Below are 26,876 nucleotides of genomic sequence, written 5' to 3' on the forward strand. Positions count from 1 at the left end.
GACGCCGCCCAGACCGTCCAGGTATCGGCGTTCCCGGACCACTACGCCCAGTGGGAGACCCAGGCCGCCGACCTCGTCGCCCAGCACTGGAACAGCTGACCACGAACACAGCGTGAGGGCCGGACCCCGTACCACCGGGGTCCGGCCCTCGACGTGTATCCGCACGTCGGTCAGCTGCGGCCGAGGAGCTCCGCGTTGAGGATGGTGCCGCCCAGGCTCCAGCCGTCGTCGGCGACCTCCTCGAGGATGACCTGGGTGTTCGGCCGGGCACGTTCGCCGTACACGGTCGGGTTTCCTGACCGGTTGGTTCAGCGGGCGTGCGGGTCGGCTGCGTTGAGGGTGGCCACGACCTGGTCGTTGTCGCCGCGGACCTCGGCGTACCGGAGGAACTTCACCCGTTCGACCAGGATCTCGCGGGCCTTCGGGTCGGCCTCGATCAAGGTCATCACCTCGTCGGCGAACTCGTCGAGCGGCATGGCGAAGTCGGAGGTTTCCTGACCCGGCATCAGTGCGGTCCGCACGGCGGGTGGGACCAGTTCGATCACCTGCACGCCGGCCGGCTCCAACTGCAGCCGCAGCGTCTCACTGAGCTGGTGGATCGCGGCCTTGGTGGCGTTGTAGGTCGGGGTCACCCGCAGCGGGACGTGCGCCAGGCCGGAGGAGACCGTGACGATCGCGGCGTCGGGGCGGGTCTGCAGGTGGCCGGTGAGGGCGGCGATCAGCCGGATCGGACCGAGCAGGTTGGTGGTGACGACCGCTTCGGCGTCGGCGAGAAAACCGGGGCCCGTCCAGTCCTCGGCCCGCATGATGCCGGCCATCGCGATCAGGACGTTGAGCTCCGGGAAGCGCTCGACGACGGCGGCGGTCGCCGCCGCGATCGACGCCGCGTCGGCGGTGTCGATGCGTACGGTGCCGAATCCGTGGTCGGCGGCGAGCTTGTCGAGCAGGTCGCCCCGCCGCCCGCCGATGACGACGGTGTTGCCGGCGGCCTGCAGTCGTCGGGCAAGCGCCAGTCCGATACCGGAGGTGGCGCCGGGGACGAAGATGGTGTTTCCGGACGTGTTCATGTCACTTACCCTCGCCGCCGGGCGGCCGGTCAGGCACCAACCCGGTGATCGGGGGACCCGCGATCCCTGGCTGGGACGGCTCGGTGCGGCGCACCATGGACCGTATGAACCGTGCCGCCCTGGCAGATTTCCTGCGCCGGCGCCGCGAGGCGCTGCGCCCATCAGACGTCGGCCTGGTGTCCGGGCCGCGTCGTCGCACGCCGGGGCTGCGCCGGGAGGAGGTCGCGGCGCTGACCGGCATGTCCGCCGACTACTACGTGCGGATCGAACAGCAGCGCGGCCCGCAGCCGTCGACGCAGATGCTCGCCGCGCTCGCCAGGACGCTGCGGCTGACCACCGACGAACGTGACCACCTGTTCCGGCTGGCCGGGCACAACGTCCCCCGCCGGACACCCGAGGACACTCATGTCGCCCCGGCCCTGCTGCGGGTGCTGGACCGGATGGCGGACACTCCGGCGCTGATTCTGTCGTCGCTCGGCGAGGTGCTGGTGGCGAACCGGCTGGCGGTGTCGCTCTTCGGCGATCCGGCTGCGCGTACCGGGCTGGCCCGCTGCGACGTCTACCGGTGGTTCACCGATCCGGCCTCCCGGGCCGTGTACCCGCCGGAGTACCACGACCGGCATGGCCGCGGCCTCGTCGCCTCGCTGCGGGTGGCGCACGGCGCGGCCGGGCCGCGCTCGCGCGCCGGTGAGCTGGTACGGGCGCTGCTGGCCGAGTCACCCGAGTTCCACGGGCTCTGGGAGCGGCACGAGGTCGCCCGCCGGTTCGAGGACCACAAGATCGTGGTGCATCCGGAGGTCGGCGGGATCGAGGTGGACTGCCAGGCCCTGTTCACCGAGGACCAGTCGCAGGCGTTGCTGGTGCTCACACCCCGGCCGGGCAGCGAAGCCGAGGACAAGATCCGGCTGCTCGCGGTGCTGGGACACCAGAACTTCGCGGCGGCCGACCGCTGAAGCACCGAGCCGGGCTGGCGCCGAGGTCAGTGGTGGGGCGACTCCGGCGGACGGTCACCGGCCGAGGGCCGCAGGGTGTCCATCGGTACGGAGTCCAGCCGCGCCCAGTCGTGTCTGATGTCGGCGGCGGTGCTCAGCAGCCGACCGGATCCCGGCAGCCAGGTCCTGGTCGGCGGCGGTCACACGCACGCCGGCCGGTTGACCATCGAACACCAGGTGCGTCCGCTCCACGAGGTGTTCGCTGCCTGGCAGGCCCAGGCCGACGGGTCGGCCAGCGCCCGGATCGTCATCACCCCGTAGCGGTGTCGTGCGTCTTCAGGGGGTGCTGCCGTGTCGTCAGGCGGTGGTGCCGTCGACCGGGGTGGTGAGGAAGGCTGCCAGGTGGGTCAGGGCGGTCCGCGCCTGGTCGGGTACGACGCCGAGCGCAGCTGCCGAGCCGCGCCCGGCCAGCGCGTCGGTCACCTCGGCGGCGGGCGGGCCGGCCGGGGATGGCGACGGCGACGTGACGGTGAGGGTCACCGCACCGTCGGTGTCCAGCTCGAATACGCCACCGCCGGTACCGCCGAGCGCGAGGCGATGGCGTACCTGGTCGCCGAAAATCCGCGCGACAGCCGCGGCGATGAGCAGCCCGTACGCCGCCGCGTAGCCGGTCGCACCGGTGTCAACTGACCCGGTCCCGGCCGGCTGTGCGGTGACGGTCGGGCGATCGGCGCCGAGTGCCAGAAAGATGTCCCGTTCGTGCAGCCACGAGTCCCACAGGACGTGCAGCACCAGCACCGTCCAGTCCATCGGCCCGAACGGCAGGGCGACCTCGAACCGTTCGTCACGGGCCAGCCGACCCCGTGCCACGGCGAGGACCTCGTCCGTCGTCGCGGAGAGCCGGTCGACGGTGGCGGCGGGTGGCTCGCCGGCCGATGCCGTGAGCCACCGGTTCGGGGTGATCCGAGGGTCGAACCCGGATGCCATGTCGAAGGTGAGGTCACCAGGGTCGGCGGCGATCGCGCGGGTGACGTCACACAGGTGCCGGACGGTGTCGTGCGCGGACCAGTCGGGGCAGCGGGTCGGCGCGGACCACTCCCGCGGCCCGAACCCCCGCAGGTCGTCGAGGAGCAGTCGCCGTTGGTCGGCGAAGACGTCGAGCAGACGTCCCGGATCCAGATCGCACCCGTCAACGGTTCTGAGTAGCAGTGTATGCGGGGGGCTGTGCCAGGTCATCGACCATCCAAGAGTCAAGAACGGAATTAAGGATAACCTTTCCGTAGATGCGCTGCCGGTCAGGCAGGACTCCCGGCCGACACGGGACAGGTCCGGCTCGCACCTTGCTACCTCACAACGTCGTCCGGGACGGACGGTCGGTCGTCGCTGCGGGGGCGTCGACGAGCGGCAGCAGAGCTGACATACAGGTAGAACAGGCAGGCGGCCGCCAGCCCGAGTGGCCACAGTAGGTAGCGTCCGGTCGTGGCGAGCAGCGCGGCGGCGGCGATCACCGAGATGAGCGCGGACACCCAGCCAGCGCTGCGCCGCGGCAGCAGTCGCACAGCGGCGGCGGCACCGAGAACGTACACGGTCATGAACGCACCCGTGGTCAGCAGGACGAGCGGCTCCGGATCGGCGTCGCCGAGCAGCGTCACCCCGGCGAGCGCGGCACCGGCGATCGCCGCCACGACTCCGACGCTGCGTAGCGGCACTTCGCCGGAGGCAGCGCCGGGTGCCAGCCAGCGGGGCATGGCCGCGTCGCGGCCGAGGGCAGCGCCGAGTTTGGCCGCACCTGCCTGGTAGGTGTTCATCACGCCGAGGGTCAGCAGTACGGCGACCGCAGCGGCAATTACCCGGCTCGGCCCTCCGACCCCGATCGCCAGCAGGTCGGCCAACGGCGCGTTGGACTCCCCAGCGGCGGCCCCGAGCACGAGGACGCTGGCCGCAGCGACGGCGAGGTAGAGCACGCCGACGATGGCCACGGCCGATCCGGTGGTCCGGGGAATGTCCCGGGCTGGTCGCCGAAAATCCGCCGACAGGTGCGTCATCGCCTCCCAGCCGGAAAAGCTCCAGACCAGCAGCGCCGCGGCGGTCGCCACCGCCGACCAGCCGTAGGGCGCGAATGGTTGCAGATTGTCCCACCGCGCGTGTGGCAGCGAGGTGATCGCGGCCGCCAGCAGCAACGTCGCGAGCACCCCCGCGAGCATCAGGGCGAGCCGGCCGGAGACGCGCAGCCCGAAGGCGTTCGCGATCGTGACGGTGGCGATCAGCAGCGCCGCCGTCCCGACGACGGTCGCGGTGCCGCCGCCGGTGGCGCTGGCCACGTAGGCCCCGCCGAAGAGCGCGGCGGCGGCCATCGCGGGCGGCACGGTCAGGTAGAAACACCAGCCGACCAGCGCTGCCGGTCGATGTCCGAAGGCGCGCCGGACGTAGGTCGAGACACCGCCGGAGTCCGGGTACCGGGAACCGAGCGCGGCGAAGGTGGCGGCGAGCGGGATGGACATCAGCACCATGCCCAGCCAGGCCAGCAACGATGCCGGACCTGCGGCCCGGGCGGCCAGGGCCGGCAGGGCGATCGCCCCGGTGCCGAGTACGGCGCCGACGTAGAGCGCCGTGCCCTGGACGAACGTCACCTGCCCGCCGGACTGCCTGACCGGGGTGGGCTTGACGTCCTGTGCGCTATTGACCACCAAGCGAGAGTGGCAGGTGGACGGAGCCGGTGACAGCATGAGTAGTGCCAGAAGCCGCTAGGTTTCTGCCATGGCCCATGTCGTAGCCGTGGCTGTCACGGATGAGATGCCGATCTTCGAACTCGCCGTACCCTGCGAGGTCTTCGGCATCGACCGGTCCGACCTGGTGGATCCCTGGTACGAGCTGCGGTTGTGCGCGGCGGTTCCGGGCCGGCTCCGGGGGCCCGGTGGGATGGGCCTGGAGGTGCCCTGGTCGCTGAGCGAGTTGGAGCGGGCCGACACCGTCATCGTGCCGGCGTGTGCCCGCCGTACCCAGCTGGAACCGCCGGCGGAACTACTCGCCAGCCTTCGGCGGGCGCACGAGCGAGGGGCCCGGATGGTAGCGATCTGCACCGGCGCGTACCTGCTCGCGGCGGCAGGGCTGCTCGACGGCCGGCGCGCTACGACACATTGGATGAACCTGACCGACTTCGCCCACAAGTGGCCGAAGGTGAACGTGGACGGCGGCGTCCTCTTCGTCGACGAGGGAGACATCCTCACCTCCGCCGGCACCGGTGCCGCCATCGACATCTGCCTGCATCTGGTCACCCTCGACCACGGCACGACGGTGGCGCGGGACCTGGCCCGGCGGATGGTGGTACCGCCGCACCGGGACGGTTCCCAGGCGCAGTTCGTGCAGCCGCCGGTACGGGTGCCGGCTGGCACCGATCTGGGCCCGGTGCTGGACTGGGTTCGTGAGCACCTCGACGCGCCGCTGACCGTGCCGGACCTGGCCCGGCAGGCGAACATGAGTTTGCGGACGTTCGCCCGCCGGTTCGTCGAGATCACCGGGGTCAGCCCGCTCCGATGGCTCGTGCAGGAGCGGGTCCGCCTCGCTCAGGAGCTGCTCGAGACGACCGAGGAGCCGATCGAGTGGGTCGCCCGCCGAGTGGGTTTCGGGTCCGCCGCCACGCTACGGATGCACTTCCAGCGGGCCGTGGCGGTTCCGCCGCAGACATACCGGCACGTCTTCCGGGGTCAGCGACGGCCGCCCCGGCAGTGACCGCCGGCGCCGAGCCTTCCCACCGGATTGATCAAGATCGTCAGAAACTACTGCGCGTAGCAGCAGGTTGCACCAAGTAACAGATCCGTCATCATCGGCAATCTCCCGGCCACAGTCATGGGAACACCGGACGGCCGGCGGCCGAATGGCGATCCACCGGCCCGGCGGGACCGTTTCCACCAACCGACGACCCGACCGACGGGCCACGTCGCGGGTGGCGGCGGCGGCCGCCACCTACCCGGTGCCTGCATGAATCCCATCGCGACGAAGGGGCCGCACAGGGCATCCACCGCCGCCACGGACGACCTCATCGCGTCCAATCGGACAATACCCCCGGCGATACCCCTCACTTTCCCTGAACCGCTGGACAGAAGCGGCGATTGAATGACTTGACAAACAACTGATTCAGTAAACGAAGACCCATCAGACACATAGAATTTGCAGGAAAAAGTTCGAACACGATGCGTGATGCATCACGCGGGATAAGTGCAAAAATCAACACAAAGAGGGCGTTCGATCTTACTTGCACGGGTGCCAGTTACATGCTTCAATCGTCGCCACAGGCAGAGCGAGCTATCCAAACTTGGGTCGCCACGGGAGGTCTGCACAGGAACATGACCAGCCGAAGCTGAGTGCCATAGCACTCGTCCGGAACAATAGGAATTCGATTTCTTCAGCCAAGCCGGCTGCCATACAGCGCTGCGGCGATCCCACCCCAGGGAACGCCCGAACAGTCACGCCCGCCGGCCCGAACACAATTCTCCACATGCCATAAAAACGGGTCAAACCAACGCGCCGCCACGGGTACGAACGTCGTCGAATGGGGAGGATCCCATGGGGATGCAGATGCGTATTCAGGTAACCGATCCGGAGACGGACTTCCGAGGCTTCGTCGTCATCGACGACATGGTCGACAACCGGGCGATGGGCGGCACCCGAATGACGGCCGACGTCGACATCGAGGAAGTCGACGCACTCGCCGAAGCAATGACCTCCAAACTCGCCCTGGCTGGCCTGTCGATCGGCGGAGCCAAGGCCGGTATCGCCTGCGGACTCCCACCCGGACCGCAACGCGATCGGCAACTGACCGCATTCGGCAAGGCCGTCGCCCCACTGCTGCACAGCGGCATCTACCTGGGATGCGACCAGGGGGTTTCCTACCGGGACCGCGACCTGTTCTTCGAAGCCGCCGCCTTCGACCTGCGCCGCGACGGCCAGGTGGAGCTCCCGTGCTCGTGGAGCGAACTGTGGCAGCACTGCCATGAGGTGACCGGCTTCGGAGTGTGCGAAGCGACCGTCGAGGCCGCCGAAAGAATCGGCCTGGACGCCACCAGCGGCACCGTTTCCATCCAGGGTTTCGGCACCGTGGGTCGAGGCGTGGCGAGCGGACTCGTTGCCCGCGGATTCAGTATTGTCGCGGTCGCCGACCGTTATGGCACGATCATCAACCCGGACGGACTCCCGGTACAGGAGCTCATATCCATCACCGACGAATCCGGCACCGTTGACCGGAGCCGCCTGCCCGACGGGCAGCTCCTGGACTCGGCCGCCGAGGCATGGCTGCACGTCGCCGCAGACGTCCTGGTCCTCGCCGCCAACCGCGACGCGGTCACCCGGCACAACGTCGACCGGGTGACCGCGTCGATCATCGTCGAGGGCGGCAACCTGACCTGCTCCGACGAGGCATGCGAGGAGCTCGCCAGGCGGGGCGTGCCGGTGCTGCCGGGGATCGTGGCCAACTGCGGTGCGGCGGCCGTCACCGGCCTGCTGCTGCTCGGTGCCGCACCCCGCGACCTCGGGCTCGACGATCTCGTCGACTGGTTGTTCCGCGAGGTCTCGGCCCGCATCCGGGACAACGTCCGGGAACTGCTGGCGCGCTCCGCTGGCGACCCGCGACCACTGACGCGTATCGCTGCGGACATCGCCGCGCAGCGGCTGGCCGCCCGCCGCGAGCGGGAACTGGTCAGTGCCTGATGCCGCAGCACCCCTGCACCGGTCCCCGGGTCTGTGTCTACCACCCGACCATCGGTCCACGGCTACGCGCCAGCCTCGCCGCGCGCCATCCGGACCTGGCTGTCGAACTGGTGACCGATGTCGACACCGACCCCCCGGACGCCGACGGCATCGAGGTGCTGGTCGCCAACACCTTTCCCACCGGCCTGCTCGGCAGGTGCCGCCGGCTGCGCTGGCTGCACCTGACGGGTACCGGTACTGACCACGTACCGGCCGGCGCGCCGTCACCGACGCTCCAGGTGTCGTCGTCGGCCAGGGTGCCGGCGAAGGCCGTCGCAGAGTTCGCCTGGATGGGGCTGCTGGCGCTGGCCAAGGACGCCGTTCGGCTGGTCGACCAGCATCGGCGACAGCAATGGCGGCTGCCCGACGCGCTTCTGGTCGCCGGGTCGCGGATGGCGCTCGTCGGGCTGGGCCGGATCGGCGCCGAGATCGCGACCCGGGCGCCGGCGTTCGGGGTGAGCGTCACCGCCGTCACCCGTACCCCCCGCTCCTGCCCCGGCACCGACCAGGTGCTGCCCCTGCGGCGGATCGCCGATGCGGCCGACGGCGCCGACCATCTCGTCATCGCCATGCCGCACACCCCGCAGACCCGGCACCTGGTGAACGGCGCCGTGTTGGACCGCCTCCCGGCGCACGCGAGCGTGATCAACGTCGGCCGGCCTCAGGTGCTCGACACCGGCGCCCTGATCAGCCGGCTGACGGCAGGCCGGTTACGAGCGGCACTGCTCGACGTCCACGACAGCGAGCCACTCGCCGAGCGGTCCGAGTTGTGGAGCGTCCCCAACCTCTGGATCACTCCGCACGGCGCGTACCGGTTCCCGCAGGAGGAACAGCGGATCGCCGACGTACTGCTCGACAACCTCGACGATTTCCTGGCCGGGCGTCCGCTGCGGGACCGGGTGGACGTCGTCGGGGCCGCATCGACCGACCAGGCACGGCGACCCGCTGCTGCCGTCCCGGGAAGGTGACGCCATGGTGACCACGACGGAACTGGCCACGGAGGCGATCGTGGCGGACGCCGCCGCGCGCACCGGCGTCCCGCCGGAGTCGTTCCAGTTCCTGGCCAACCTGGACCGGCTCGCGTCGGGCCTGTCCAGTGAGGCCCGGCTGACTCCGTCGGGTCGCCGGGCGGTGGCCGGCGCACTGAGTGCGGCCCTGGTGGTGCAGGCGAGGCTGGCACGGCTGATCGAGCGGCATCCGGAGATCACCGGATGGCCGGTGCCGCGGCCGGTGCTCGTCACCGGTCTGCTGCGTACCGGTACGACGCTCGTACACAATCTGCTGGCTCACCATCCGGGCCTGCGGGTCCCAGCGCTGTGGGAGTTGATGAACCCGGCGGAGGACCGCGGCGACCCCGAGCGGTACCGCCGATTGGCCGACGAGGCGCAGCGCTACGTCGACGAGTACAACCGGATCGCCCCGGACCTGCCCCACATCCACTACCTCGACGCCCGACGCCCGGACGAGTGCCACCGGCTGCTCGGCAACACCTTCGCCAGCATGGTCTACGAGATGCGCTACCGGATCCCCAGTTACAGCGGGTGGCTGCGGGGGCGCGACCTGACCGAGGAGTATCGCTACCACCGCCGGCAGCTCCAGGCGCTGCTCTGGCGCGAGGCCGGCGGACCGGTGGTGCTGAAGTGTCCGTTCCACCTGTGGTCGGTCGCCGAACTCATCGGTGTCTACCCGGACGCGCGGCTGATCCAGCTGCACCGCGACCCGGCACGGACCGTGCCGTCGACGTGCAGCCTCTGTGTGGCCGTCCGCGAGGCGCGCAGCGACCAGGTCGACCGGCACGAGATCGGCCGGCAGTGGTTGGACCGCATCGACCAGGTCATCGGCGGGGTGACCGCATCCCGGGAGCTGGTCCCGTCCGGGCAACTGCTCGACGTCCGCTACGCCGATCTGATCGCGGATCCGATCGGCACCATCGCCAGGATCTGCGACTTCATCGGCGTGCCGATGACCGGGCCGGCCGAGTCCGCGATGCGCAGCTACCTACGCGAGAACTCGCAGACCAAGCACGGCGTCCACCGGTACCGGCCGGAGGTCTTCGGACTCGACGGCGCCGACCTCAACCGCCGGTTCGCCCAGTACCGCCAGACCTTCGACTGCTGACGTCCATACCGCACCACCGCACCTCGACACCCTCATCGACACCGGAGGAGACAACCATGTCAACCGGGACACCCGAGTCGCGGGCACGTGACCTGATCAGCTCCGTCAACGTCCAGGCGGGCCCGGACGCGTCGCCGCTGGGCATCCTGACCCCGCTCACCGGGCCCGGCGATCCGGTCGCCGGCGAGTTGATCGTCCGGGGCGCCAGCCTGGGTGCCACGTACCTGCGGGAGTCCGGTATCGCCGACATTCGATTCGTGGTAGAGAACGACCAGGCCAGCGCGGCGGACGAGGGGATGCAACGGTCGGCCGTCGCCGGCCTGGCCAAGCTCGCTGTCGTCGACGAGGTGCTCGCGGTGGTCGGCCAGTGGCATCTGCGCACTGCCGAACACGCCACCCACACCGCGGAACTACTCGGCGTACCGATCTTCGTCGAGAACGGACACAACACGATCACCGCGCGGCACCGGCGGACCCTGTTCCGGACCTACTTCAGCATCGCCGACCGGGTCCCCATGATCATCGATTTTCTGGCCGAGCAGAAGCTGCTCCGCCTCGGGATCATCGCGCCGAACACGGTCTTCGGGTCGATGATGGCCGACACCGTCGAACAGGCAGCGGCCACCGCGGCGGGCTTCAGCACCGTACGGTTCGACTTCGACCAGGAGTCGACCACGGAGGTCCACGACGAGCTTCGCAAGATCAAGGACTTTGAACCGGATGTGCTGATCAACTGTGGAGTCGTCCGGACCAACTACATGGTCATCAACCAGGCCACCGAGATCGGACTGCTGCCCGGTACGCAACTGCTCGTCATGTTCCCGTTCCCGATGCGCTCGGACGACTACTGGCGGCTCGCCGGTGAGGCCGGGAACCTGGTCATCTGGCCGGCGACGACGTACCGGCCGTCGTGGCCCGGGCTCACCCGGATCGGCCGATGGTTCACCGACCGCTACTCGGCCAGCTTCGGATCGTTCCCGCCGGACAACGCGCTGAACGCGTTCACCGACGTGACGATCATCGGGCAGGCGTTGGCGGCGGCCGGTGCGCCGGACCGGGAAGCGCTGCTCGCCGCGCTCGAGGCCGGCACCTTCGATACCTGGCGCGGTCCGGTCAGCTTCGACCGTGGGGATGAGCACTGGCACCACAGCCCGCCCGAGTTCATGCTCATGCAATACCAGGCGTACGGGCAGAGCTTCGACGACGCCGCAGTGATCCATCCGGCGACGACGCGGACCGCGACCTACCTGGCGCCACGATGAGCACGGCGACGAGCACGGCGACGAGCACGGCGTCGGCCCCGCCAGGGTCGCCGCCACGGGGAGGGCGCTCGGCGGCACCCGCGACCGGAGCAGAGGTCCTCGTCGCGACCCTCGTCGCCCACGGCGTGGACCGGATCTTCTGCGTCGCTGGCGAGAGCTACCTCGACGTGCTGGACGTCCTGCACGACACACCCGGAATCGACGTGGTCGCCAGCCGACACGAAGGGTCAGCCGGCTTCGCCGCCCTGGCCGACGCGAAACTCACCCGGCGGGCCGGCGTGGTCCTGGTGAACCGGGGGCCGGGCGCGACCAACGCGGCCATCGCCCTGCACTCCGCCCAACAGGACGCCACCCCGTTGCTGCTCGTCGTCGGCCACGTACGCCACAGCGAGATCGGTCGGGGCGGCTTCCAGGAGATGAACTACGAACTCACCTTCGGCGACGTCGCCAAAGGTATATGGACGGTGACCGACGCCCGTCGCGTCGGCGAGACCGTACGGCGGGCGCTGCGCCTGGCCGAGGCGGGCGCGCCGGGCCCGGTCGTCGTGGTGGTCCCGGAGGACCTGCTCGGTCAGGCCACCGCAGCGGAGCCCGCCGCGCCGGTCCCCGCCGCCAACCCCGGCTACCTGCCCGACGACGTACTACGCTGCGCCGCGCTGCTGGCGCAGGCCAGAACGCCCCTGCTGGTCGTGGGCGACCGGCTGGGCGACGACAGCGGCCGCGAGGCGATCCGGTACGCCGCGCAGCGGCTGCGGCTACCGGTCGTGACCGCGAACAAGCGGCAGGACCTGGTCGACAACGACCACAGCGGGTACGCGGGACACCTGCACCTGGGCACCGACGCCGCGCGCTGGGAGCTGTTCGACGAAGCCGACCTGGTGCTGGCGATCGGCACCCGACTCGACGCGATCACCAGCAGATCGTTCAACTGGCCCGATCCGGCCCGCAGTCGGCTGGTACACGTCTACCCGGATCCGGCCTGGCTGGGCCGGGTGCACCGGCCCGACCTGCCGGTCCTGGCCGACCCGGGCACCTTCCTCACCGCGCTGACCGACGCCTGCGAGGTGAATCCGGACCGCTGGTCCGGTTGGACCAGCCGGCTGCGGGCGCGACAGGTGGAGTCGACGCGGTGGCATCCGGTACACGCCCCGGACGGCGTGCCGTTCGGGGCCGTCGTGACCGCGATCGACGCGACGCTCGACGACGCCGTGTTTACTGTGGATGCCGGCAACTTCAGTACCTGGGTGCACCGGTACCTGCGGACCACCGGTCGCCGTCGGCTGCTCGGCATGTCCGGTGGCGCGATGGGATTCGGCGTACCGGGAGGGGTGGCCGCCGCGCTGCGCGAACCGCACCGCCGGGTCGTCACGTTCGTCGGCGACGGCGGTTTCCTGATGACCGGCACCGAGCTGGCGACGGCGGTCGCGCGGCGGTCGCGGCTGATCGTGGTCGTCGCCGACAACGGCTCGTACGGCACCATCCGGCAGCATCAGGAGCGGGCGTACCCCGGCCGCCGGGTCGCCACCGACCTGGCCAATCCGGATTTCGCCGCGATGGCGTGGGCGTTCGGGGCGACCGGTCTGTCGGTGCGGTGCGTCGAGGACATCGAGCAGGCCGTGCCGGTCGCCGTCGACTGCGACGGTCCGGTCGTCGTGCACGTACGCACCAGCCTGGAGTGGATCTCGGCCTACCAGCAGCTGCCCGGCGTCGAACGGTAGCCGGGCCACACCGCGACCGAACATCGGGCCACACCGCGACTGAACAGGAGGGACACGCCGTGGCGTTCACCGCCGAGGTACGGCAGATCGTTGGCGACGAGCACTGTCTCGAGGGACCGGGTCTCGATCCCCGTTACGCACAGGACCTCTGGGGCAGCGACCGGGTCGGCGATCCCCGGCTGGTGGTCCGACCGGCCGACACCCGGCAGGTGTCGGAGCTGCTGCGACTCTGCTCGGCGCACCGCCGGCCGGTCGTGCCGCAGGGCGGCATGACCGGCCTGGTCTCCGGTGGGGTACCCGGCCCCGACGAGGTGGTGCTGTCGCTGGAGCGGATGAACACCATCGAGGAACTCGACCCGACCACCCGGACCATGACCGTCCAGGCCGGCTGCACCCTCGCCCAGGTACAGGACCTCGCCGCCGAGCACGGGCTGATGTTCCCGCTCGACGTGGCGCCGAGGGCGACCGCCACAATCGGCGGCAACGTGGCGACGAACGCCGGCGGGCTGCGCGTCCTGCTGTACGGCATGATGCGCGACCTGGTCCTCGGCGTCGAGGCAGTGCTGGCCGACGGCACGGTGGTCGACGGGCTGCACAAGCTGGTCAAGAACAACGCCGGATACGACCTGAAGCACCTGTTCATCGGTACGGAGGGCACCCTGGGGGTGGTGACCCGGGCGACCCTGCGGCTCTCCCCCGCCCCCACCACCCGCTACGCCGCGATGTGCGGGTTGCCGGGCCTGGACGCGGCCCGCGAACTGCTGCACCGGTTGCAGTCCGGACTGCCCGGCATGATCAGCGCCTACGAGGCGATGTGGGACAGCGCCTACGAGGTGCTGCTCCCACTGGCCGACGAGACCGCCCTGCCGCTCAAGGGCAGCTATCCCATGTACGTACTGGTCGAATGCTCCGGAGTGGACGCCGAGCGGGACTTCGAACGGTTCTCCGCGGCGCTCGCCGGCAGCGACGACATCGTCTCCGAGTCGGTGCTGGCCCGGACACCGCAGGAGGTGGGCGCGCTCTGGGCGGTCCGGGAACGGATCCCCAAGGAGGTGCTGAAGATGCAGCCGCTGTTCGGTTTCGACCTCAGCCTGCCCGCCGCCCGGTTGGCGAGCTACCTGCAGGAGATCCACGATGAGCTGCGCAGCCACTGGGCGGCCGTACGGCTCATCGTCTTCGGTCATCTCGGCGACGGCAACGTTCACATCGCGGTGGTGACGGGCGAGACCACCCGGCAGCGCAAGGCGCAGGTGGAGGAGATCGTCTACCGGGCCATCGCCCGCCACGAGGGGTCCATCTCGGCCGAACACGGCATCGGTTTCGAGAAGCTGCCCTACCTCGGCTACTCCCGCACGCCGGCGGAGATCGCGCTGATGCGGTTGCTGAAGCAGACCATCGACGCCGGCAACATCCTCAACCCCGGCCGGGTCCTGCCGGTGCAGCCGGATGGGGGTCAGCGGTGACCACCAGCCAGCGGGCCCCACTGCAGGCTCCGCAGCAGGCCCCGCTGCGGGCCGCGATGCGACCGTTCGGCGTCTCGGTCTTCTCCCGGGTGACCGAGCTCGCCGCCCGGCACTCGGCGATCAACCTGGCGCAGGGGTTTCCCGACTTCGACCCGCCGGCGGCCCTGATCGAGGCCGCCGAGGAGGCGATGCGTCAGCACGTCAACCAGTACGCGCCCAGCCCGGGGCTGCCCACGCTGCGCCGGGCGGTGGCGGCCCACAGCGAACGCCACTACGGCGTCGGCTACGACCCGGACACCGAGGTGACCGTCACCGCAGGGGCGACCGAGGCCATGTGGTCGGCCACGACGGCGCTGCTCGAACCGGGTGACGAGGCGGTGATCATCGAGCCGTACTACGAGACGTACGCACCGTGCGTGGCGGCGGCCGGCGGGACGGTGCGGTTCGTCCCGACGACGTTCCCGGACTTCCAGATCGACCTGGATCGGCTCGCTGCGGCGTTCAGCCCGCGTACCCGGCTGGTCTTCGTCAACTCGCCCGGTAACCCGAGCGGTCGGCTGATCACCCCGGAGGAGTACATCGTCCTCGCCGAACTGGCCGAACGCTACGACGCGTACCTGATCTCCGACGAGACGTACGAACATCTCACCTACGACCGGCGCGCGCACCTGCGGGCGTCGGCGGTGCCCGGCTGCCGGGACCGGACCCTGGTGCTGTCGTCGGCCTCCAAGACGTTCAGCGCGACCGGCTGGCGGGTCGGTTGGGTCCTGGCGCCGCCGCCGGTCACCGAGGCGATCCGCCGGGTCCACCAGTTCGTCACCTTCGCCGCACCGTCGCCTCTGCAGTGGGCGGTGGCGGCGGCGCTGGACTCCAGCGCGTACGACGACTACCTCGACGAACTGGCCACTGAGTACCACGCCCGACGCGACGTGCTGCTGAGTTACCTCGCTCGCACGGAGTTGTCGGCCGTCGCCCCCGAGGGCGGGTACTTCGTGATGGCGCGCTGCCCCGGCGACGACGTCGCCTGGTGCGAGGACCTCGCCGCCCGGGTACGGGTCGCCGCGATCCCGGGATCGGCCTTCTACCACGACCGTAGCGGCGGCCGTGACCTGGTGCGGTTCGCGTTCTGCAAGCAGTTGCCGACCCTGCACGAAGCCGGCGCCCGGTTGACCGGGCAGTCGATCTCGCCGCCACCGGACTGATCCGGCGGTCAGCCAGCGGCATCCCGACCCGACCCACCGGCACCCCTGGACAGCGATCAGGAGGACTTCATGCGGTTCACGGACCAGGTCGTTGTGATCAGCGGCGGTACCGGGGGCATCGGCACCGCCATCGCCCGCCGGCTGCTCGACGAGGGTTCCCACGCGGTCGTGGTGACCGGCCGCGACGAGCGGCGGGGCACCGCCGCCGCAGGTGCGCTCGGCGCCGGCGCCCACTTCCGGCCGCAGGACGTCACCGACGAGAAGGGCTGGTCGGTGCTGCTCGCCGAGGTCGTCGAGCGGTTCGGCCGGCTGGACGTGCTGGTCAACAACGCGGGTACGGCCACCGACGGCACGCCACAGGACATCGGTTCCATCTCGTTGCAGAGCTGGCACCGGCTGTTCGCCACGAACCTCGACGGTGTCCTCCTCGGCTGCCGGGCGGCGATCGAGGTGATGGCGGCGGCCGGCGGCGGTTCGATCGTCAACGTGTCGTCGACCGCTGCGCTGATGTCGACGCCCCGGTTCGTGGCGTACGGGGCGGCGAAGGCCGCCGTCACCCAGTTGACCAAGTCGGTGGCGGTGCACTGCGCCCGACTCGGCAACGAAGTGCGGTGCAACTCGGTGCACCCGTCGCTGATCGGCACCGACCTCGGCGACGACATCCTGCGGATGTTCGACGACGACGTCGAGCGGGCCCGGTCGACGTACCTGGCGCGGGTGCCGATGGGAGCCCTGGGCACCCCGACCGACGTCGCCGCCGCCGTGGCCTACCTGGCCAGTACCGACGCCGCCTACGTCACCGGTGCCCAGCTCGTGGTGGGCGGCGGCCTCGGGGTATGAGCATGGACGTCGACGAACCACGGGCACCCGACCATCCGCAGGTCGGCCGGATCCGTACGCCCGCCACGTACCTGCTGGTCGTGGTGCTGCCGTTGCTGGCCGTGGTGGTCCTGGTCGGCACCGCTGGCCGGTGGACAGGTCCGACCGGCGGGGGCGTCGACGGTACGCACGGGGCCGACGGGCTGCTGGGCCGGCTGCTGCTCGCGGTGGCGGTCATCGTGGCGTTGGCGGCGGCCGGCGGCGCCCTGGCCCGCAGGCTCGGGCAACCCGCCGTACTCGGCGAACTCACCGTCGGGCTGCTGCTGGGACCGTCGGCGCTGGGTGCGGTGCTGCCGGCCGCGCAGCAGTGGCTCTTCCCGACGTTCATCCTGCCGCACCTGGACGCGCTGGCTCAGCTGGGTGTCATCCTCTTCATGTTCCTGGTGGGCGGGGAGCTCGACGTCCGTCTGCTGCGCCGGGCCGGCGGCCGAGGTCTGGTGATCGGACACGCCGCGGTCGTGGTGCCGCTGCTGGCCGGGGTGGTGTTCGCGCTGACCCTGGCCGAGTCCTACCGGCCGGACGGTGTCGCGAGAACCTCGTTCACCCTGTTCGTCGGCGTCTGCTTCGCGATCAGCGCGTTCCCGGTGCTCGCCCGGATCCTCGTCGAGCAGGGGTTGATCCGTACGCCGCTGGGGACCACCGGGCTGACCGCCGCCGGGGTCGGCGACGTCACCGCGTGGTGCCTGCTACTGGTGGTGGTCACCGGCCTGCGGGGCACGTCACCAGCGGCCGCGGTCCGGTCGGCCGTACTGGTGGCGCTGTTCACCGCCGTGATGCTGCTACTCGTCCGGCCGCTGCTGGCTCGGCTGCTCACCTGGGCCGAACGTGGCGGCCGACCCGGTGCCGGGCTGTTCACCGCGCTCATCGCGCTGGTGCTGGTCTGTGCGCTGGCCACCGAGGTGATCGGGGTGCACGCGATCTTCGGTGCCTTCCTGGCCGGCGTGGTGATGCCCCGGGGCTCGGCGACCGTCCGGGAGCTGTACCCCCGGGTCGAAGGGGTCGCGATGTGGCTGATGCTGCCGGTCTTCTTCGTCGTCATCGGGCAGCAGATCGACCTGACCGCGCTGCGCCTGGGCAACCAGTGGTGGCTGTGTCTGGCGATCCTGGTGATCGCCGTGGCCAGCAAGGTCGCCGGAGCGGCGGTGGCCACCGTGGCCAGCGGCGGGAGCCGCCGCGACGGCCTCGCGTTCGGCGTGATGTTGAACTGCCGGGGTCTGACCGAACTCATCGTCCTCAGCATGGGCCTGCAACTCGGCGTGCTGAACCAGGAGTTGTTCGCCATGTTCATCGTCATGGCGCTGCTGACCACCGCGATGACCGGACCGGTGCTACGCCGGGTCGTTGCGCCCAGCGTCCGGTCCGCCGCGGCCGACATCCAGCCGACTCGATCCCACTAGGCAGGTGACCTCAGATGGACTACCGGAAATCTATCCTCGACCTGATCGGACGCACCCCGTTGCTGCAGCTCAGCTCGGTGCCCGACGGCCGGAAACCGCTGATCCTCGCGAAGGTGGAGTACCTGAACCCCGGCGGTTCGGTGAAGGACCGCATCGGCCTGACGATGATCGAGGCCGCCGAGGAATCCGGCGAACTCAAACCGGGCGGCACCATCGTGGAGCCGACCAGCGGAAACACCGGAGTGGGGTTGGCTCTCGCCGCGCAACGGCGCGGCTACCGCTACATCTTCGTCTGCCCGGACAAGGTCAGCAGCGACAAGATCAACGTCATGCGGGCGTACGGCGCGGAAGTGGTGACCTGCCCGACCGCCGTACCGCCGGACCACCCCGAGTCCTACTACCGGGTGTCGGACCGGCTGGTCCGGGACACCCCTGGCGCGTGGAAGCCCGACCAGTACGCCAACCCGAACAACGCCCGGGCGCACTACCTGTCCACCGGGCCTGAGGTGTGGGAACAGACCCGGGGCCGGGTCACCCACTTCGTCGCCGGCGTCGGCACCGGTGGCACCGTCACCGGCACCGGCCGGTTCCTCAAGGAACGGTCGGCCGGTCGGGTACGGGTGATCGGCGCCGACCCGCAGGGCTCGGTGTACTCCGGCGGCGACGGCCGGCCGTACCTCGTCGAGGGCGTCGGCGAGGATTTCTGGCCGACCTCCCTGGACCGCTCGGTGCTCGACGAGGTGATCGCGGTCAGCGACGCCGAAGCGTTCGCCATGACCCGGCGGCTCGCCCGCGAGGAGGGCCTGCTGGTGGGTGGATCGTCCGGGATGGCGGTGGCGGCGGCGCTGCGGGTCGCGGACCGGGCCGGGCCCGACGACGTCATCGTCGTGCTGCTGCCCGACAGCGGGCGGGGCTACCTGTCCAAGGTGTTCAACGACGAGTGGCTGGCGGCCCACGGCTTCGACCTGCCCGGAGCGCAGGGCACCCGGGTCGGTGACCTGCTGGCCGCCAAGGGCGACGCCGTACCCGCGTTGGTGTGGGCCTCCCCGGAGCACGCCCTCGGCGACGCGATCGACCTGATGCGACGCAACGGGGTCTCCCGGCTGCCGGTGTTCAACCAGCCGCCGCCGGTACGGGCGGCGGAGGTCGTCGGTGCCGTCCACGAGGACGACCTGCTCAAGTCGATCCTCGATGGCCGCGCGACCACCGGTGACCGGATCGGCGACCATCTCGCCGCGCCGCTGCCGATCGTCGGTGTCCGTGAGCCGGTACGGGCGGTGCTCGACGGCCTGACCCGCAGCGGTGCGGTGCTGGTGCTGGCCGACGGGCAGCCGTGCGGTGTGCTCAGCTACCAGGACGTACTCGGCCACTTCGTCGCCAGTTGACCACCGACCGGCCAGACCCGGCAGCAGGGCCGGAGCGCGCGGTACCGCCGCTGACCGTGCTGGTGCCGGATGAGCGCGGCGTGGCGGTCCTCGGCGCCCTCCCAGGTGTACGGCCGGTCCGCTATCCGGAGCGCGGCCCGCTGCCCGACGCCGCCCGGTCGGCCGACGTGCTGGTGGTCGCCTTCGGGTCGGAGACGTGGCTGGCACCGCTCTGCGCCGACCTGCCGCGCCTGCGGCTGGTGCAGACGCTGTACGCCGGCGCCGGCGGGTGGCTGCGGCACCTGCCGGACGGGGTGCTGCTGTCCAACGCGCGGGGGGCGCACGGACCGCCCACCGCCGAACTGGCCGTCGGACTGCTGCTGGCCGTCTACCGGGACCTGCCCGGTTTCCGCGACGACCAGGCTGTCGGCCGATGGCGGCGGCGGACCACGGACACCCTGTCCGGCAAGCGGGTCCTCGTCCTCGGCGCCGGTGACCTGGGCCGCTGCCTGCACCGGCTGCTGGTCGCCTTCGGCGCGACGGTCACCCTGGTCGGGCGGCGGCCACGACCGCAGGTACGGACCCTGGCGGACCTGCCCGAGCTGCTGCCCGCCCACGACGCCACAGTGGTGATGCTGCCGTACTCCCCGGCCACCCACCGGCTGGTGGACCGACGGTTCCTGGCGTCGATGCCGGACGAGGGGGTGCTCGTCAACGTCGCCCGGGGCGGCATCGTCGACACCGAGGCGTTGCTGGCCGAGCTCACCACTGGCCGGCTCCGGGCGGCGTTGGACGTGACCGACCCCGAACCGCTGCCGCCCGGACATCCGCTCTGGGCCGCACCACGGGTACTGATCACGCCGCACGTCGGCGGCTACGTGCACGATTTCCGGGAACGCGGCTGGCAGGTGGTTGCCGCCCAGATCGCCCAGTTCGCACAGACAGGGCGGACAGCCAACCTGGTCGAACGGTGACCCGACGCCGCAGCGGTGTCACGGCGGCGGGACGGCGGCGACCATCGCGTCGACCTCGCGCAGCAGCGCGTCGAAGCCGGCCGGGCTGGGCTGCTCGTCGCTGACCAGGGCGACGGTCAGCAGCGTCTGCACGGTGACGTTCTCGGCGGTGGCCGGCAGCGTGTCGTGCCCGCCGAGCGCCGCGAGCAGCAGGTTCTCCGCGATGACCGGGTCGACCAAGTCACGGTCGGGGTCGAAACGTTCCCGGACGCTGGCCACGAACCGGATCACCGCACTGTGGTCGTCGCGGTGGAACCGCCGGTCGGCGCAGAGCACGAACAGCGCGCTGAGCAGGTCAAGATAGTGCTGGCGGTCGGCTTCGGTGAACCGCTCCGTTCGGCGATCGTGGGCGTGCACCTGCCCGGCCATCAAATAGCTGAGCGCCGCCACCGGCTGGTTGGTCGGGGCAGACCGGCTGGTCGTCATGGTCGCAACTCCCGCTTCATGTTGTTCCACAAGGTCCGACGGAACACCTGCCAGCGGGTCCGGAACCGCAGGTGCCGGCGGTTGGCGGCGACCACCGTCGACGCCATCCGGGTGCCGATGGCGACGGCGTCACCGTTGGGGTTGGCGATCGGCTGCACCGCGGCCAGCCGGGCGGTCCGCGCGGCCGGCGGATCGGCACCGGCGTCGAGGGCGTCGACGTAGCGGTCCACCGCGCCGGTGCCGACACTCAGACTGATCTCGACGTCACGCAGCCGGCTCAGCGCTACGGCCAGCCGGTCGGCGGTGGCCTGGGCGTGCGGGTGTTCGCTGCGGTGCAGCCGGTCCGTGGCGTACGCCAGCCGGTGCCGCAGGTCGGGCAGCTGGGCGGCGGCGTGCGCGGCGTGCTGGCGGGCGGTCTGCAGGCCGTACAGAATGGATGCGACCGCGACCGGTCGGCCACCCGGCAGCTGCGGGCGTCCGGCGCTGACGGCGTCGAGAACATCACCGTACGCGTCCCACGCCTCGTGCAGCGCATTCTGATAACGGTCGGTGGTCAGCCCGGCGTCCGGGTGCCGCACGCCGGCCAGTTGCTCGTCGGCGTGGGTGACGGCGGTCTCCATCGCCAGGGCGACGGTCCGCAGCACGTCGATCATGTCGGCGGCCACCTGCAACGCCTGCCCGTCGGCGGGGTCGTGCTCTTCTGCTGACGTGTCCGTGTCGCTCATGCCGACCTCCGCCACCAGGTGAACCGCGCCTGGCCTGCGTCGGTGGTCCGGGTCGGGTCGAGCAGGGTCGCGCCGGGCCGGCGGAACGGCAGCCGGTGGTAGCGGGCCAGGGCCGCTTCGGCGGCAGCCAGGTCGGCGCAGGGGCCGGGCCGTCCGCAGCCCAGACAACACCCGTTGTACGCCGATGTGGTGTGCGTGTCGACGGCCTGTTGCGCGGCGACGACCCGGTCGCGGGCGTACGCCGTGTAGTAGGTAGCTGGCCTCTGCTTGACCGTGGCGGTCGGTGTCGGTGTCGGGTCGGGTCGGGGGTCGGATGTCACCGGTCGGTGCCTCCCGTTCGGGCGTGGAGAGGGCGCGCCTGGTCAGCCGGCGGGGCGGCCGGCTGACCAGGCTCCTTGCGGGGAACCAGCTCCGGGTTTGCAGACCTGGGAACCGGTCAATGGGAGCTTTGCACACCCGGATGCACCAAGCAAGACACCGGGCACAACTTTGTACATCTGGTCGCACACAGCTTTGCTGTAGTAGCTGTGTCTTGTCGTACATAGCTGGGCTGTGATCCAATGGCAGGGCAGACCTGGGAGTCCAAAATGCCCGTGAAGCCCAAGTGGGAGCAGCTCGTTGATCACATCCGCTCGCAGATCGAGTCCGGCGAGCTCAGTCCCGGCGATCAACTGCCGTCGACAGCGCAGCTACGCGAGCAGCACAACGTCTCCACCACAGTAGTCCGCCGCGCCGTGCTCGTCTTGCAGATGCAGGGCATCGTGCAGGGCGTACACGGGCTTGGGGTGTTCGTCGCCGACCGCGACGACGCCGCCGGCTCGTAGCCCGACCCTGCTGGACCGCCGCCGGCAGGATCCCCCGCGACCTCCGCGAGTGGAGGGCTGAGGCACGTTAAGACGCCCGAATTTCGTGCCTCAGCCCTCCACTCGCGAACGGATGCGGCCCACGACCGTCGCTCTGGTGGCCCAGGGTCAGGCGGCGTCGGCCTCCGGCTCGGCCGCTCTCGCCTTGACCGTACGCAGGATGCTGACCAGCTTGTCGACGTCCGCCGACGGAAAGACGGAATCCGGGCCAGCCGGAGCCTTCTCGGTGAACGGCGACTCGTAGAGCCGGCTCGGCTCCATCACCCCGTTCTGCGTCAGGTGGTCGATCATCGTGTTGATGAAGTCGAGCTGCCCCGCGTCGAGGTTGCGGCCGGCGGTGAAATCGTCGAACACCTCGGTCGCGGCCTGCCGGTCCAGCCCGACCAGGGAGCGCAGGAACAGCCCGAGGCCGTTGGCCCGCCGCCGGGCCTGGGCGATCTCCTGCTCACTGCCGCCGCAGTCGACCAGCATCCGTTCCAGCTCAGCCAGGTCGGTCGGCGACAGCTGCCGGTTACGCCGCAGCTTCTGCAACGCCACATGGTCCTCGTGGGTCCGCAGGTGCACCCGGACCTTCTCCCGGAACCGCTCAAAGTCGGTGCCGACGTCAAGGCCGGTGAGGCGTACCTCGGTCACGTCGTTGATCTGGTCCTCGAAGTCGGTGTAGACGATCGCCCGCTTCGACTTCTCGACCAGCCGGACCAGCGACCGGACCCGTCGCCGCAGCCCTTCCAGCATCGGCAGGGTGACGTCACGCCACCACTCCTCGGCGGCGACCTGGTCGAGCAGCTCCACCTCGGCGCGGATCGCCGGGATGTTGCTCTGCTCCAGCAACGCGGCGGCGATCGCCTGCACATCGGCTTTGGTCCGGTCGAAGCGGCCACCGGCACCGAGCCGGGCGAGTTGCAGCCGCAGAATCATCAGGTCGAACCGTTTTGCTTCCTCGTCACCGCTGAGGCGCATGTCGCTCGGCAACCGAGCCAGTTCGTGGCTGATCTCTTCCGACGCCGCCGGCGTGAGCCGCTGCCAGCTCGCCGGGTCGGCGTACCGCTCGACTGCCTGCCGATGCGGGCGGACCAGGAAGTTCTCCAGCCGCATGCCGGCGACCAGGCCGCGCAGCTCGTTCGCGACGTCCCAGCGCAGCCCGGATTCGCTGCGGGTACCGTCGCCGTCGATGACCGTGCCAGTCGGTAGCCGCTGGTCGAGCTGACTGATCAGCTCAACCTTCGCCTTGAAGATCCGCTCACTGAGCGACGCGGCCGTGGACCCCTCGGTGCGGGTGGGCGAGTGGCCGAAGTACTCGAAGTTTTCGCAGAAGTCGAAGATCAGGAAGTCTTTCTTGTGCTGACCGGGGCCGTACAGGTCGTTGCACAGCCTGGTGCCCCGGCCGATCATCTGCCAGAACTTCGTCTTGGACCGGACCTGCTTGAAGAAGACCAGGTTGACGACCTCGGGCACGTCGATGCCGGTGTCCATCATGTCGACCGAGATGGCGATGTGCGGATCCTTGACTGGTGCGCCGAAGGAGTCGATGAGAGTTTGGGCGTACCGGTCCTTGTGCAGCACGACCCGGGCGAACTCGCCGAGCAGCTGCGGGTAGCTGGCGTTGAACCGGTCGGCGATGAACTCGGCGTGCCGGGTGTTCTTGGCGAAGATGATGGTCTTGCCGAGCCAGTCGCCGCCGGCGACCCGGTGCCCCCGGGTCATCAGCAGTTCGAGGACCTTGTCGACGGTGTCGGCGTTGAACAGCCACTGGTTGATGGCCTGCGCGTCGACCCGCTCCGGGGCCTCCTCCTCACCCCACTCCAGCTCGTCCCACTTCTCCTTCTCGTGCTCGGGAAGGTCGTCGTAGCGGATGCCGTGCCGCGGATACCTGATCGCGACCGATACGGCACGCGGCGGGACCAGGTAGCCCTCGCGGATCGCGTCCTGCAGGCCGTACACGTCGGTCGGCACGCCGTTCTCCAGGTTGAACAGGCGGTACGTGTTGCGATCGACCTCGTCCTTCGGGGTGGCGGTCAGCCCGACCAGCAGCGAGTCGAAGTAGTTGAAGATGGCGCCGTACTTCTGGTAGACCGACCGGTGCGCCTCGTCGATGATCACCAGGTCGAAGTAGCCCGGCCCGAACCGCCGGCTGCCGCCCTCGTCCAGCTCGTTGATCAGACCCATCATCGTCGGGTACGTGGCGACGTAGACGCGGCCGTCGGTGCGGTTGCGGTCCTGCGACAGGTTGACCGTCACCGTGTCCGAAAGGTGCGTCTTGAAGGCGTTCGTCGCCTGCTGCACCAGCGCCAACCGGTCGGCGAGGAACAGCACCCGCTTGATCCAGTTGGCCCGCTGCAGCAGGTCGACCAGGGCGATCGTGGTGCGGGTCTTACCGGCCCCGGTGGCCATCACCACCAGCGCCTTACGCTGACCGTCGGCCTCGAACGTGTCGGCGATCCGGCGGATCGCCCGCTGCTGGTAGTGCCGGTTGACGATGCCCCGGTCGATCGACGTGTCGGCCAGCCGCTGCCGGGTCGACCGACGCTGGATCAGCAGCTCAAGCTGATCCTTGGTGTAGAAACCCTGGACCTTGCGGTACGGGTATCTGACGTCGTCCCAGAGCCAGATCTCGTATCCGTTGGTGTAGAAGATCACTGGCCGCCGGCCGTACATCCGCTCCAGCGCGTCGGCGTACAGCCGGGCCTGATTCTGGCCGTCGATGGCGTGCCGCCGGGCGCTCTTGGCCTCGACGATCGCCAGCGGCCGATCGTCGTCACCCCACAGCACATAGTCGACGTAGCCGATGCCGGTCGGATTCGGCATGCCGCTGACCTGGAACTCGGTGTCCCGTGCCTGATCCAGCGCCCAACCTGCCTCGTGCAGCAGCAGGTCGATGAACAGGTCCCGGGTCTGCTGCTCGTTGTAGTCGTGGGTGTCCGGCACCCTGCTGTTACGTTCCTTGGCGGCGGCGACCTGCTCACGGAGTCGCTTGATCTGCCCGTCGAGGTCACCGTCGAACTCGGCCGCTGTCTCGCGCTCCTCGCGCTCCTCCTGCTCGGCGTACTGCTTGGCGAGGGCACGCAGCTCGGCGCGGGTCTTGGCCTCGCGCACCGCCGGCCTTGGCAGCAACGCCTCGTCGAAAACGAGGCTGCTTGATGGCATCGCGGCCTGGTCGCGGGTGTAGGTACGGGCCAGCCAGTACATCAGGTGGAACAGCTCCTGGCAGACCACGAGCGCGTCCCGCTCACTGACCCGCCGGTGCTCGTGCACCGCCTTGTTGCCCTGCAGCCGGATGACGTCCATCTTGGCGTGCAGGTCTTCCCCGACCAGGTTCTTCAGCGCCGGCTCCGCAGTCCGCGCGGCGAGATTTCCCCGGTACGGCCGCCGCAGCGCCTCATCGGCCCGGTAGAGCCACTTGACCAGGTGTTCGAGGCAGCGCCGGGCATAGAAGCAGGCGGTACGCGGGTCAGCGTACGTGTGCTGCTCGACGCGCTGCGCCTCGTCGAACAGGTCAGGCCACTCAGCCCGGAGGAAGGCGAAGTTGCTGGCCGCCGTCACAGCTCCCCCCGAAACGCCCGGTGCTGCAACGACGCAAACAACGCATCCAACTCCCCCAACGCCCGCCGCTGCACGCCCCACGTTCGCTCGACCCCAGTCACGGATTCAACAAAGCGCTGCTGGCGATCCAGCGGCGGGACAGGAATCGGAATCGAGCCGAGACCCGCAGTATTTACGTTGTATTGACCGGCAGACGTTTTGGATCGCTCGCGCATGCTAGACCTGCCAATTGGCCCATTGAGGTACTCTCTCACATAGACAGGATGAACCAGGTCAGAATTGACACGAGCTCGAATTAGATACGAGGCATAGATAACGTCGGCACCGAATACACCTTGCCGCGACATATCAGCCGAATCAAAGACAGCACAACGCCCGACATAATCGGGATTTCCGTTTGTGCGAACGAAAAGAAGGTCTCCGTCAACAAGCCGCAATCGGCCGAGCTCGGCCAGAGAAACGTCGACAAGCTTCAGGTCGTCGACATCAACTGATCCAGCCACGATGTTCGGGATGCGAAGTGTCGGATAGCCGATCTCACCCGACTTAATCGAGGTGCCATACCTGAACTCGGAGACAAGATGATCGAACGGCCGCAGTGGCCACCGGTCAGGAATCTCGGAAGGAGATCCGAACATCTGAACAAAGACCGACTGCGGAAGCAACCGCGAGTTATGACCCACCGATGCCCGCTTGGCGCGCAGGGCGTCGACGCGGTCCAGCACGTCCGCGATCCGCCGCTGCTCCTCCAGCGGCGGCAGCGGGATCGAAAAATTCATCAACTCCTTCGGGCTCAACCGAGGCAGATTTGCCCCAGACGACCTACTCGTTGCGAGATCGACGTTCGCCGGGACCCGCAAGAAGTAAGCAAGGTAGCGACGGTCCAGATTTGCACCTGGAAGCACAGGTAGGATATCCGTACTGCAGACACCACAGAAATTGGGGAGTGCAATTTTCGCGAGATATGGCCGCAACTTGCCATACAAGACATGGCGCTCGTCAAATACAAACTTTCCGCTCGTTACGCCACTTGCACCCACCGTGCCGACGCCTGCAATACCGCCACCAGACTCGATATTTTCAAGGCCCACATACCACGGCCCCGGCGTTGTTCCGGCTTGAGAGGTTCTGTCCGTGTTGAGAACCGGACACGAGGCGAGTTGCG

The 26,876-nt window shown here is 69.6% G+C and carries 23 protein-coding genes; 15 read left to right on the forward strand and 8 right to left on the reverse strand.

Annotated features, from left to right (window positions below; translation table 11 throughout):
* Positions 1–308: 308 nt before the first annotated feature.
* The gene (locus ACFHVL_RS27395) at positions 309–1,067 is read right to left on the reverse strand and encodes an SDR family oxidoreductase (RefSeq protein ID WP_416631321.1); all 759 of its coding nucleotides are present in this window, start codon (positions 1,065–1,067) and stop codon (positions 309–311) included.
* A gap of 104 nt (positions 1,068–1,171) precedes the next feature.
* Here ACFHVL_RS27395 and ACFHVL_RS27400 point away from each other — a divergent pair, with 104 nt between their 5' ends.
* Positions 1,172–2,020 carry a helix-turn-helix transcriptional regulator gene (locus ACFHVL_RS27400; RefSeq protein ID WP_416631322.1) on the forward strand — a complete coding sequence of 283 codons (849 nt, stop codon included), beginning with the start codon at positions 1,172–1,174 and terminating at the stop codon, positions 2,018–2,020.
* A gap of 75 nt (positions 2,021–2,095) precedes the next feature.
* Positions 2,096–2,320, forward strand: coding sequence for a hypothetical protein (locus ACFHVL_RS27405; RefSeq protein WP_416631323.1), 225 nt, complete (start codon positions 2,096–2,098; stop codon positions 2,318–2,320).
* A gap of 36 nt (positions 2,321–2,356) precedes the next feature.
* On the opposite strand, the gene ACFHVL_RS27410 is transcribed toward ACFHVL_RS27405, so the two are convergent.
* Positions 2,357–3,235: a maleylpyruvate isomerase N-terminal domain-containing protein gene (locus tag ACFHVL_RS27410; protein WP_416631324.1), complete on the reverse strand. Its 879-nt coding sequence runs from the start codon at positions 3,233–3,235 to the stop codon at positions 2,357–2,359.
* A 107-nt stretch (positions 3,236–3,342) separates the two neighbouring features.
* The gene (locus ACFHVL_RS27415; RefSeq protein WP_416631325.1) at positions 3,343–4,686 is read right to left on the reverse strand and encodes an APC family permease; all 1,344 of its coding nucleotides are present in this window, start codon (positions 4,684–4,686) and stop codon (positions 3,343–3,345) included.
* A gap of 70 nt (positions 4,687–4,756) precedes the next feature.
* Between ACFHVL_RS27415 and ACFHVL_RS27420 the strand changes: the two genes are divergently transcribed.
* The 12 genes from ACFHVL_RS27420 (at position 4,757) to ACFHVL_RS27475 (ending at position 20,118) form a co-directional block, all read left to right on the forward strand.
* Complete coding sequence (locus ACFHVL_RS27420; protein WP_416631326.1) at positions 4,757–5,728, forward strand: helix-turn-helix domain-containing protein; 972 nt, start codon at positions 4,757–4,759, stop codon at positions 5,726–5,728.
* Positions 5,729–6,574: 846 nt separating this feature from the next.
* Entirely contained in the window at positions 6,575–7,702 is a 1,128-nt protein-coding gene (locus ACFHVL_RS27425) for a Glu/Leu/Phe/Val dehydrogenase dimerization domain-containing protein (RefSeq protein WP_416631327.1), read from the forward strand.
* Positions 7,702–8,709, forward strand: a complete 1,008-nt coding sequence (locus ACFHVL_RS27430) for an NAD(P)-dependent oxidoreductase (protein WP_416631328.1) — start codon at positions 7,702–7,704, stop codon at positions 8,707–8,709. Before ACFHVL_RS27425 ends, ACFHVL_RS27430 begins: the two co-directional genes overlap by 1 nt.
* Before the next feature lie 4 nt (positions 8,710–8,713).
* Positions 8,714–9,859: a sulfotransferase family protein gene (locus tag ACFHVL_RS27435; RefSeq protein ID WP_416631330.1), complete on the forward strand. Its 1,146-nt coding sequence runs from the start codon at positions 8,714–8,716 to the stop codon at positions 9,857–9,859.
* Positions 9,860–9,915: 56 nt separating this feature from the next.
* Positions 9,916–11,121 (forward strand): ABC transporter substrate-binding protein, encoded by a 1,206-nt coding sequence (locus tag ACFHVL_RS27440; RefSeq protein WP_416631331.1) that lies wholly within the window; start codon positions 9,916–9,918, stop codon positions 11,119–11,121.
* Entirely contained in the window at positions 11,118–12,839 is a 1,722-nt protein-coding gene (locus tag ACFHVL_RS27445; protein WP_416631333.1) for a thiamine pyrophosphate-dependent enzyme, read from the forward strand. Before ACFHVL_RS27440 ends, ACFHVL_RS27445 begins: the two co-directional genes overlap by 4 nt.
* Positions 12,840–12,898: 59 nt before the next feature.
* Positions 12,899–14,302, forward strand: a complete 1,404-nt coding sequence (locus ACFHVL_RS27450; protein ID WP_416631335.1) for an FAD-binding oxidoreductase — start codon at positions 12,899–12,901, stop codon at positions 14,300–14,302.
* Positions 14,299–15,504 (forward strand): aminotransferase class I/II-fold pyridoxal phosphate-dependent enzyme, encoded by a 1,206-nt coding sequence (locus ACFHVL_RS27455; protein ID WP_416631336.1) that lies wholly within the window; start codon positions 14,299–14,301, stop codon positions 15,502–15,504. Before ACFHVL_RS27450 ends, ACFHVL_RS27455 begins: the two co-directional genes overlap by 4 nt.
* Positions 15,505–15,573: 69 nt before the next feature.
* On the forward strand, positions 15,574–16,344 hold the full coding sequence (locus ACFHVL_RS27460; protein ID WP_416631338.1) for a glucose 1-dehydrogenase: 771 nt from the start codon (positions 15,574–15,576) through the stop codon (positions 16,342–16,344).
* The gene (locus ACFHVL_RS27465; RefSeq protein WP_416631339.1) at positions 16,341–17,780 is read left to right on the forward strand and encodes a cation:proton antiporter; all 1,440 of its coding nucleotides are present in this window, start codon (positions 16,341–16,343) and stop codon (positions 17,778–17,780) included. Before ACFHVL_RS27460 ends, ACFHVL_RS27465 begins: the two co-directional genes overlap by 4 nt.
* A gap of 14 nt (positions 17,781–17,794) precedes the next feature.
* Positions 17,795–19,165 (forward strand): cystathionine beta-synthase, encoded by a 1,371-nt coding sequence (locus ACFHVL_RS27470; protein WP_416631340.1) that lies wholly within the window; start codon positions 17,795–17,797, stop codon positions 19,163–19,165.
* Positions 19,162–20,118: a 2-hydroxyacid dehydrogenase gene (locus ACFHVL_RS27475; protein WP_416631342.1), complete on the forward strand. Its 957-nt coding sequence runs from the start codon at positions 19,162–19,164 to the stop codon at positions 20,116–20,118. The genes ACFHVL_RS27470 and ACFHVL_RS27475 overlap by 4 nt, the downstream gene beginning before the upstream one ends.
* Positions 20,119–20,136: 18 nt before the next feature.
* On the opposite strand, the gene ACFHVL_RS27480 is transcribed toward ACFHVL_RS27475, so the two are convergent.
* From ACFHVL_RS27480 to ACFHVL_RS27490, 3 genes are read right to left on the reverse strand one after another with little or no spacing between them, the layout of a single operon-like run.
* Complete coding sequence (locus ACFHVL_RS27480; protein ID WP_416631343.1) at positions 20,137–20,583, reverse strand: hypothetical protein; 447 nt, start codon at positions 20,581–20,583, stop codon at positions 20,137–20,139.
* Positions 20,580–21,308: a hypothetical protein gene (locus ACFHVL_RS27485; RefSeq protein ID WP_416631344.1), complete on the reverse strand. Its 729-nt coding sequence runs from the start codon at positions 21,306–21,308 to the stop codon at positions 20,580–20,582. The genes ACFHVL_RS27480 and ACFHVL_RS27485 overlap by 4 nt, the downstream gene beginning before the upstream one ends.
* On the reverse strand, positions 21,305–21,628 hold the full coding sequence (locus tag ACFHVL_RS27490) for a hypothetical protein (RefSeq protein ID WP_416631345.1): 324 nt from the start codon (positions 21,626–21,628) through the stop codon (positions 21,305–21,307). The genes ACFHVL_RS27485 and ACFHVL_RS27490 overlap by 4 nt, the downstream gene beginning before the upstream one ends.
* A 240-nt stretch (positions 21,629–21,868) precedes the next feature.
* Between ACFHVL_RS27490 and ACFHVL_RS27495 the strand changes: the two genes are divergently transcribed.
* The gene (locus ACFHVL_RS27495) at positions 21,869–22,132 is read left to right on the forward strand and encodes a winged helix-turn-helix domain-containing protein (protein ID WP_416631346.1); all 264 of its coding nucleotides are present in this window, start codon (positions 21,869–21,871) and stop codon (positions 22,130–22,132) included.
* A 147-nt stretch (positions 22,133–22,279) separates the two neighbouring features.
* Here the strand turns inward: ACFHVL_RS27495 and ACFHVL_RS27500 are convergent, their stop codons facing one another.
* Both ACFHVL_RS27500 and ACFHVL_RS27505 read right to left on the reverse strand, forming a co-directional pair.
* Positions 22,280–25,711 (reverse strand): DEAD/DEAH box helicase family protein, encoded by a 3,432-nt coding sequence (locus tag ACFHVL_RS27500; protein WP_416631347.1) that lies wholly within the window; start codon positions 25,709–25,711, stop codon positions 22,280–22,282.
* Positions 25,708–26,876: restriction endonuclease subunit S (locus tag ACFHVL_RS27505; RefSeq protein WP_416631348.1), on the reverse strand; the 1,169-nt coding region annotated here is incomplete at its 5' end. The genes ACFHVL_RS27500 and ACFHVL_RS27505, both read right to left, overlap by 4 nt.

The organism is Micromonospora sp. LOL_023 (assembly GCF_048060115.1).
Lineage (GTDB): Bacteria > Actinomycetota > Actinomycetes > Mycobacteriales > Micromonosporaceae > Micromonospora_E.

What these genes read in the sequence shown, in the direction of transcription:
- ACFHVL_RS27430 (WP_416631328.1), top strand. Translation starts at nt 7,702, where the DNA reads ATGCCGCAGCACCCCTGCACCGGTCCCCGGGTCTGTGTCTACCACCCG.
- ACFHVL_RS27420 (WP_416631326.1), top strand. Translation starts at nt 4,757, where the DNA reads ATGGCCCATGTCGTAGCCGTGGCTGTCACGGATGAGATGCCGATCTTC.
- ACFHVL_RS27400 (WP_416631322.1), top strand. Translation starts at nt 1,172, where the DNA reads ATGAACCGTGCCGCCCTGGCAGATTTCCTGCGCCGGCGCCGCGAGGCG.
- ACFHVL_RS27465 (WP_416631339.1), top strand. Translation starts at nt 16,341, where the DNA reads ATGAGCATGGACGTCGACGAACCACGGGCACCCGACCATCCGCAGGTC.
- ACFHVL_RS27425 (WP_416631327.1), top strand. Translation starts at nt 6,575, where the DNA reads ATGCGTATTCAGGTAACCGATCCGGAGACGGACTTCCGAGGCTTCGTC.
- ACFHVL_RS27480 (WP_416631343.1), bottom strand. Translation starts at nt 20,583, where the DNA reads ATGACGACCAGCCGGTCTGCCCCGACCAACCAGCCGGTGGCGGCGCTC.
- ACFHVL_RS27445 (WP_416631333.1), top strand. Translation starts at nt 11,118, where the DNA reads ATGAGCACGGCGACGAGCACGGCGACGAGCACGGCGTCGGCCCCGCCA.
- ACFHVL_RS27410 (WP_416631324.1), bottom strand. Translation starts at nt 3,235, where the DNA reads ATGACCTGGCACAGCCCCCCGCATACACTGCTACTCAGAACCGTTGAC.
- ACFHVL_RS27460 (WP_416631338.1), top strand. Translation starts at nt 15,574, where the DNA reads ATGCGGTTCACGGACCAGGTCGTTGTGATCAGCGGCGGTACCGGGGGC.
- ACFHVL_RS27470 (WP_416631340.1), top strand. Translation starts at nt 17,795, where the DNA reads ATGGACTACCGGAAATCTATCCTCGACCTGATCGGACGCACCCCGTTG.
- ACFHVL_RS27485 (WP_416631344.1), bottom strand. Translation starts at nt 21,308, where the DNA reads ATGAGCGACACGGACACGTCAGCAGAAGAGCACGACCCCGCCGACGGG.
- ACFHVL_RS27440 (WP_416631331.1), top strand. Translation starts at nt 9,916, where the DNA reads ATGTCAACCGGGACACCCGAGTCGCGGGCACGTGACCTGATCAGCTCC.
- ACFHVL_RS27395 (WP_416631321.1), bottom strand. Translation starts at nt 1,067, where the DNA reads ATGAACACGTCCGGAAACACCATCTTCGTCCCCGGCGCCACCTCCGGT.
- ACFHVL_RS27435 (WP_416631330.1), top strand. Translation starts at nt 8,714, where the DNA reads ATGGTGACCACGACGGAACTGGCCACGGAGGCGATCGTGGCGGACGCC.
- ACFHVL_RS27495 (WP_416631346.1), top strand. Translation starts at nt 21,869, where the DNA reads ATGGCAGGGCAGACCTGGGAGTCCAAAATGCCCGTGAAGCCCAAGTGG.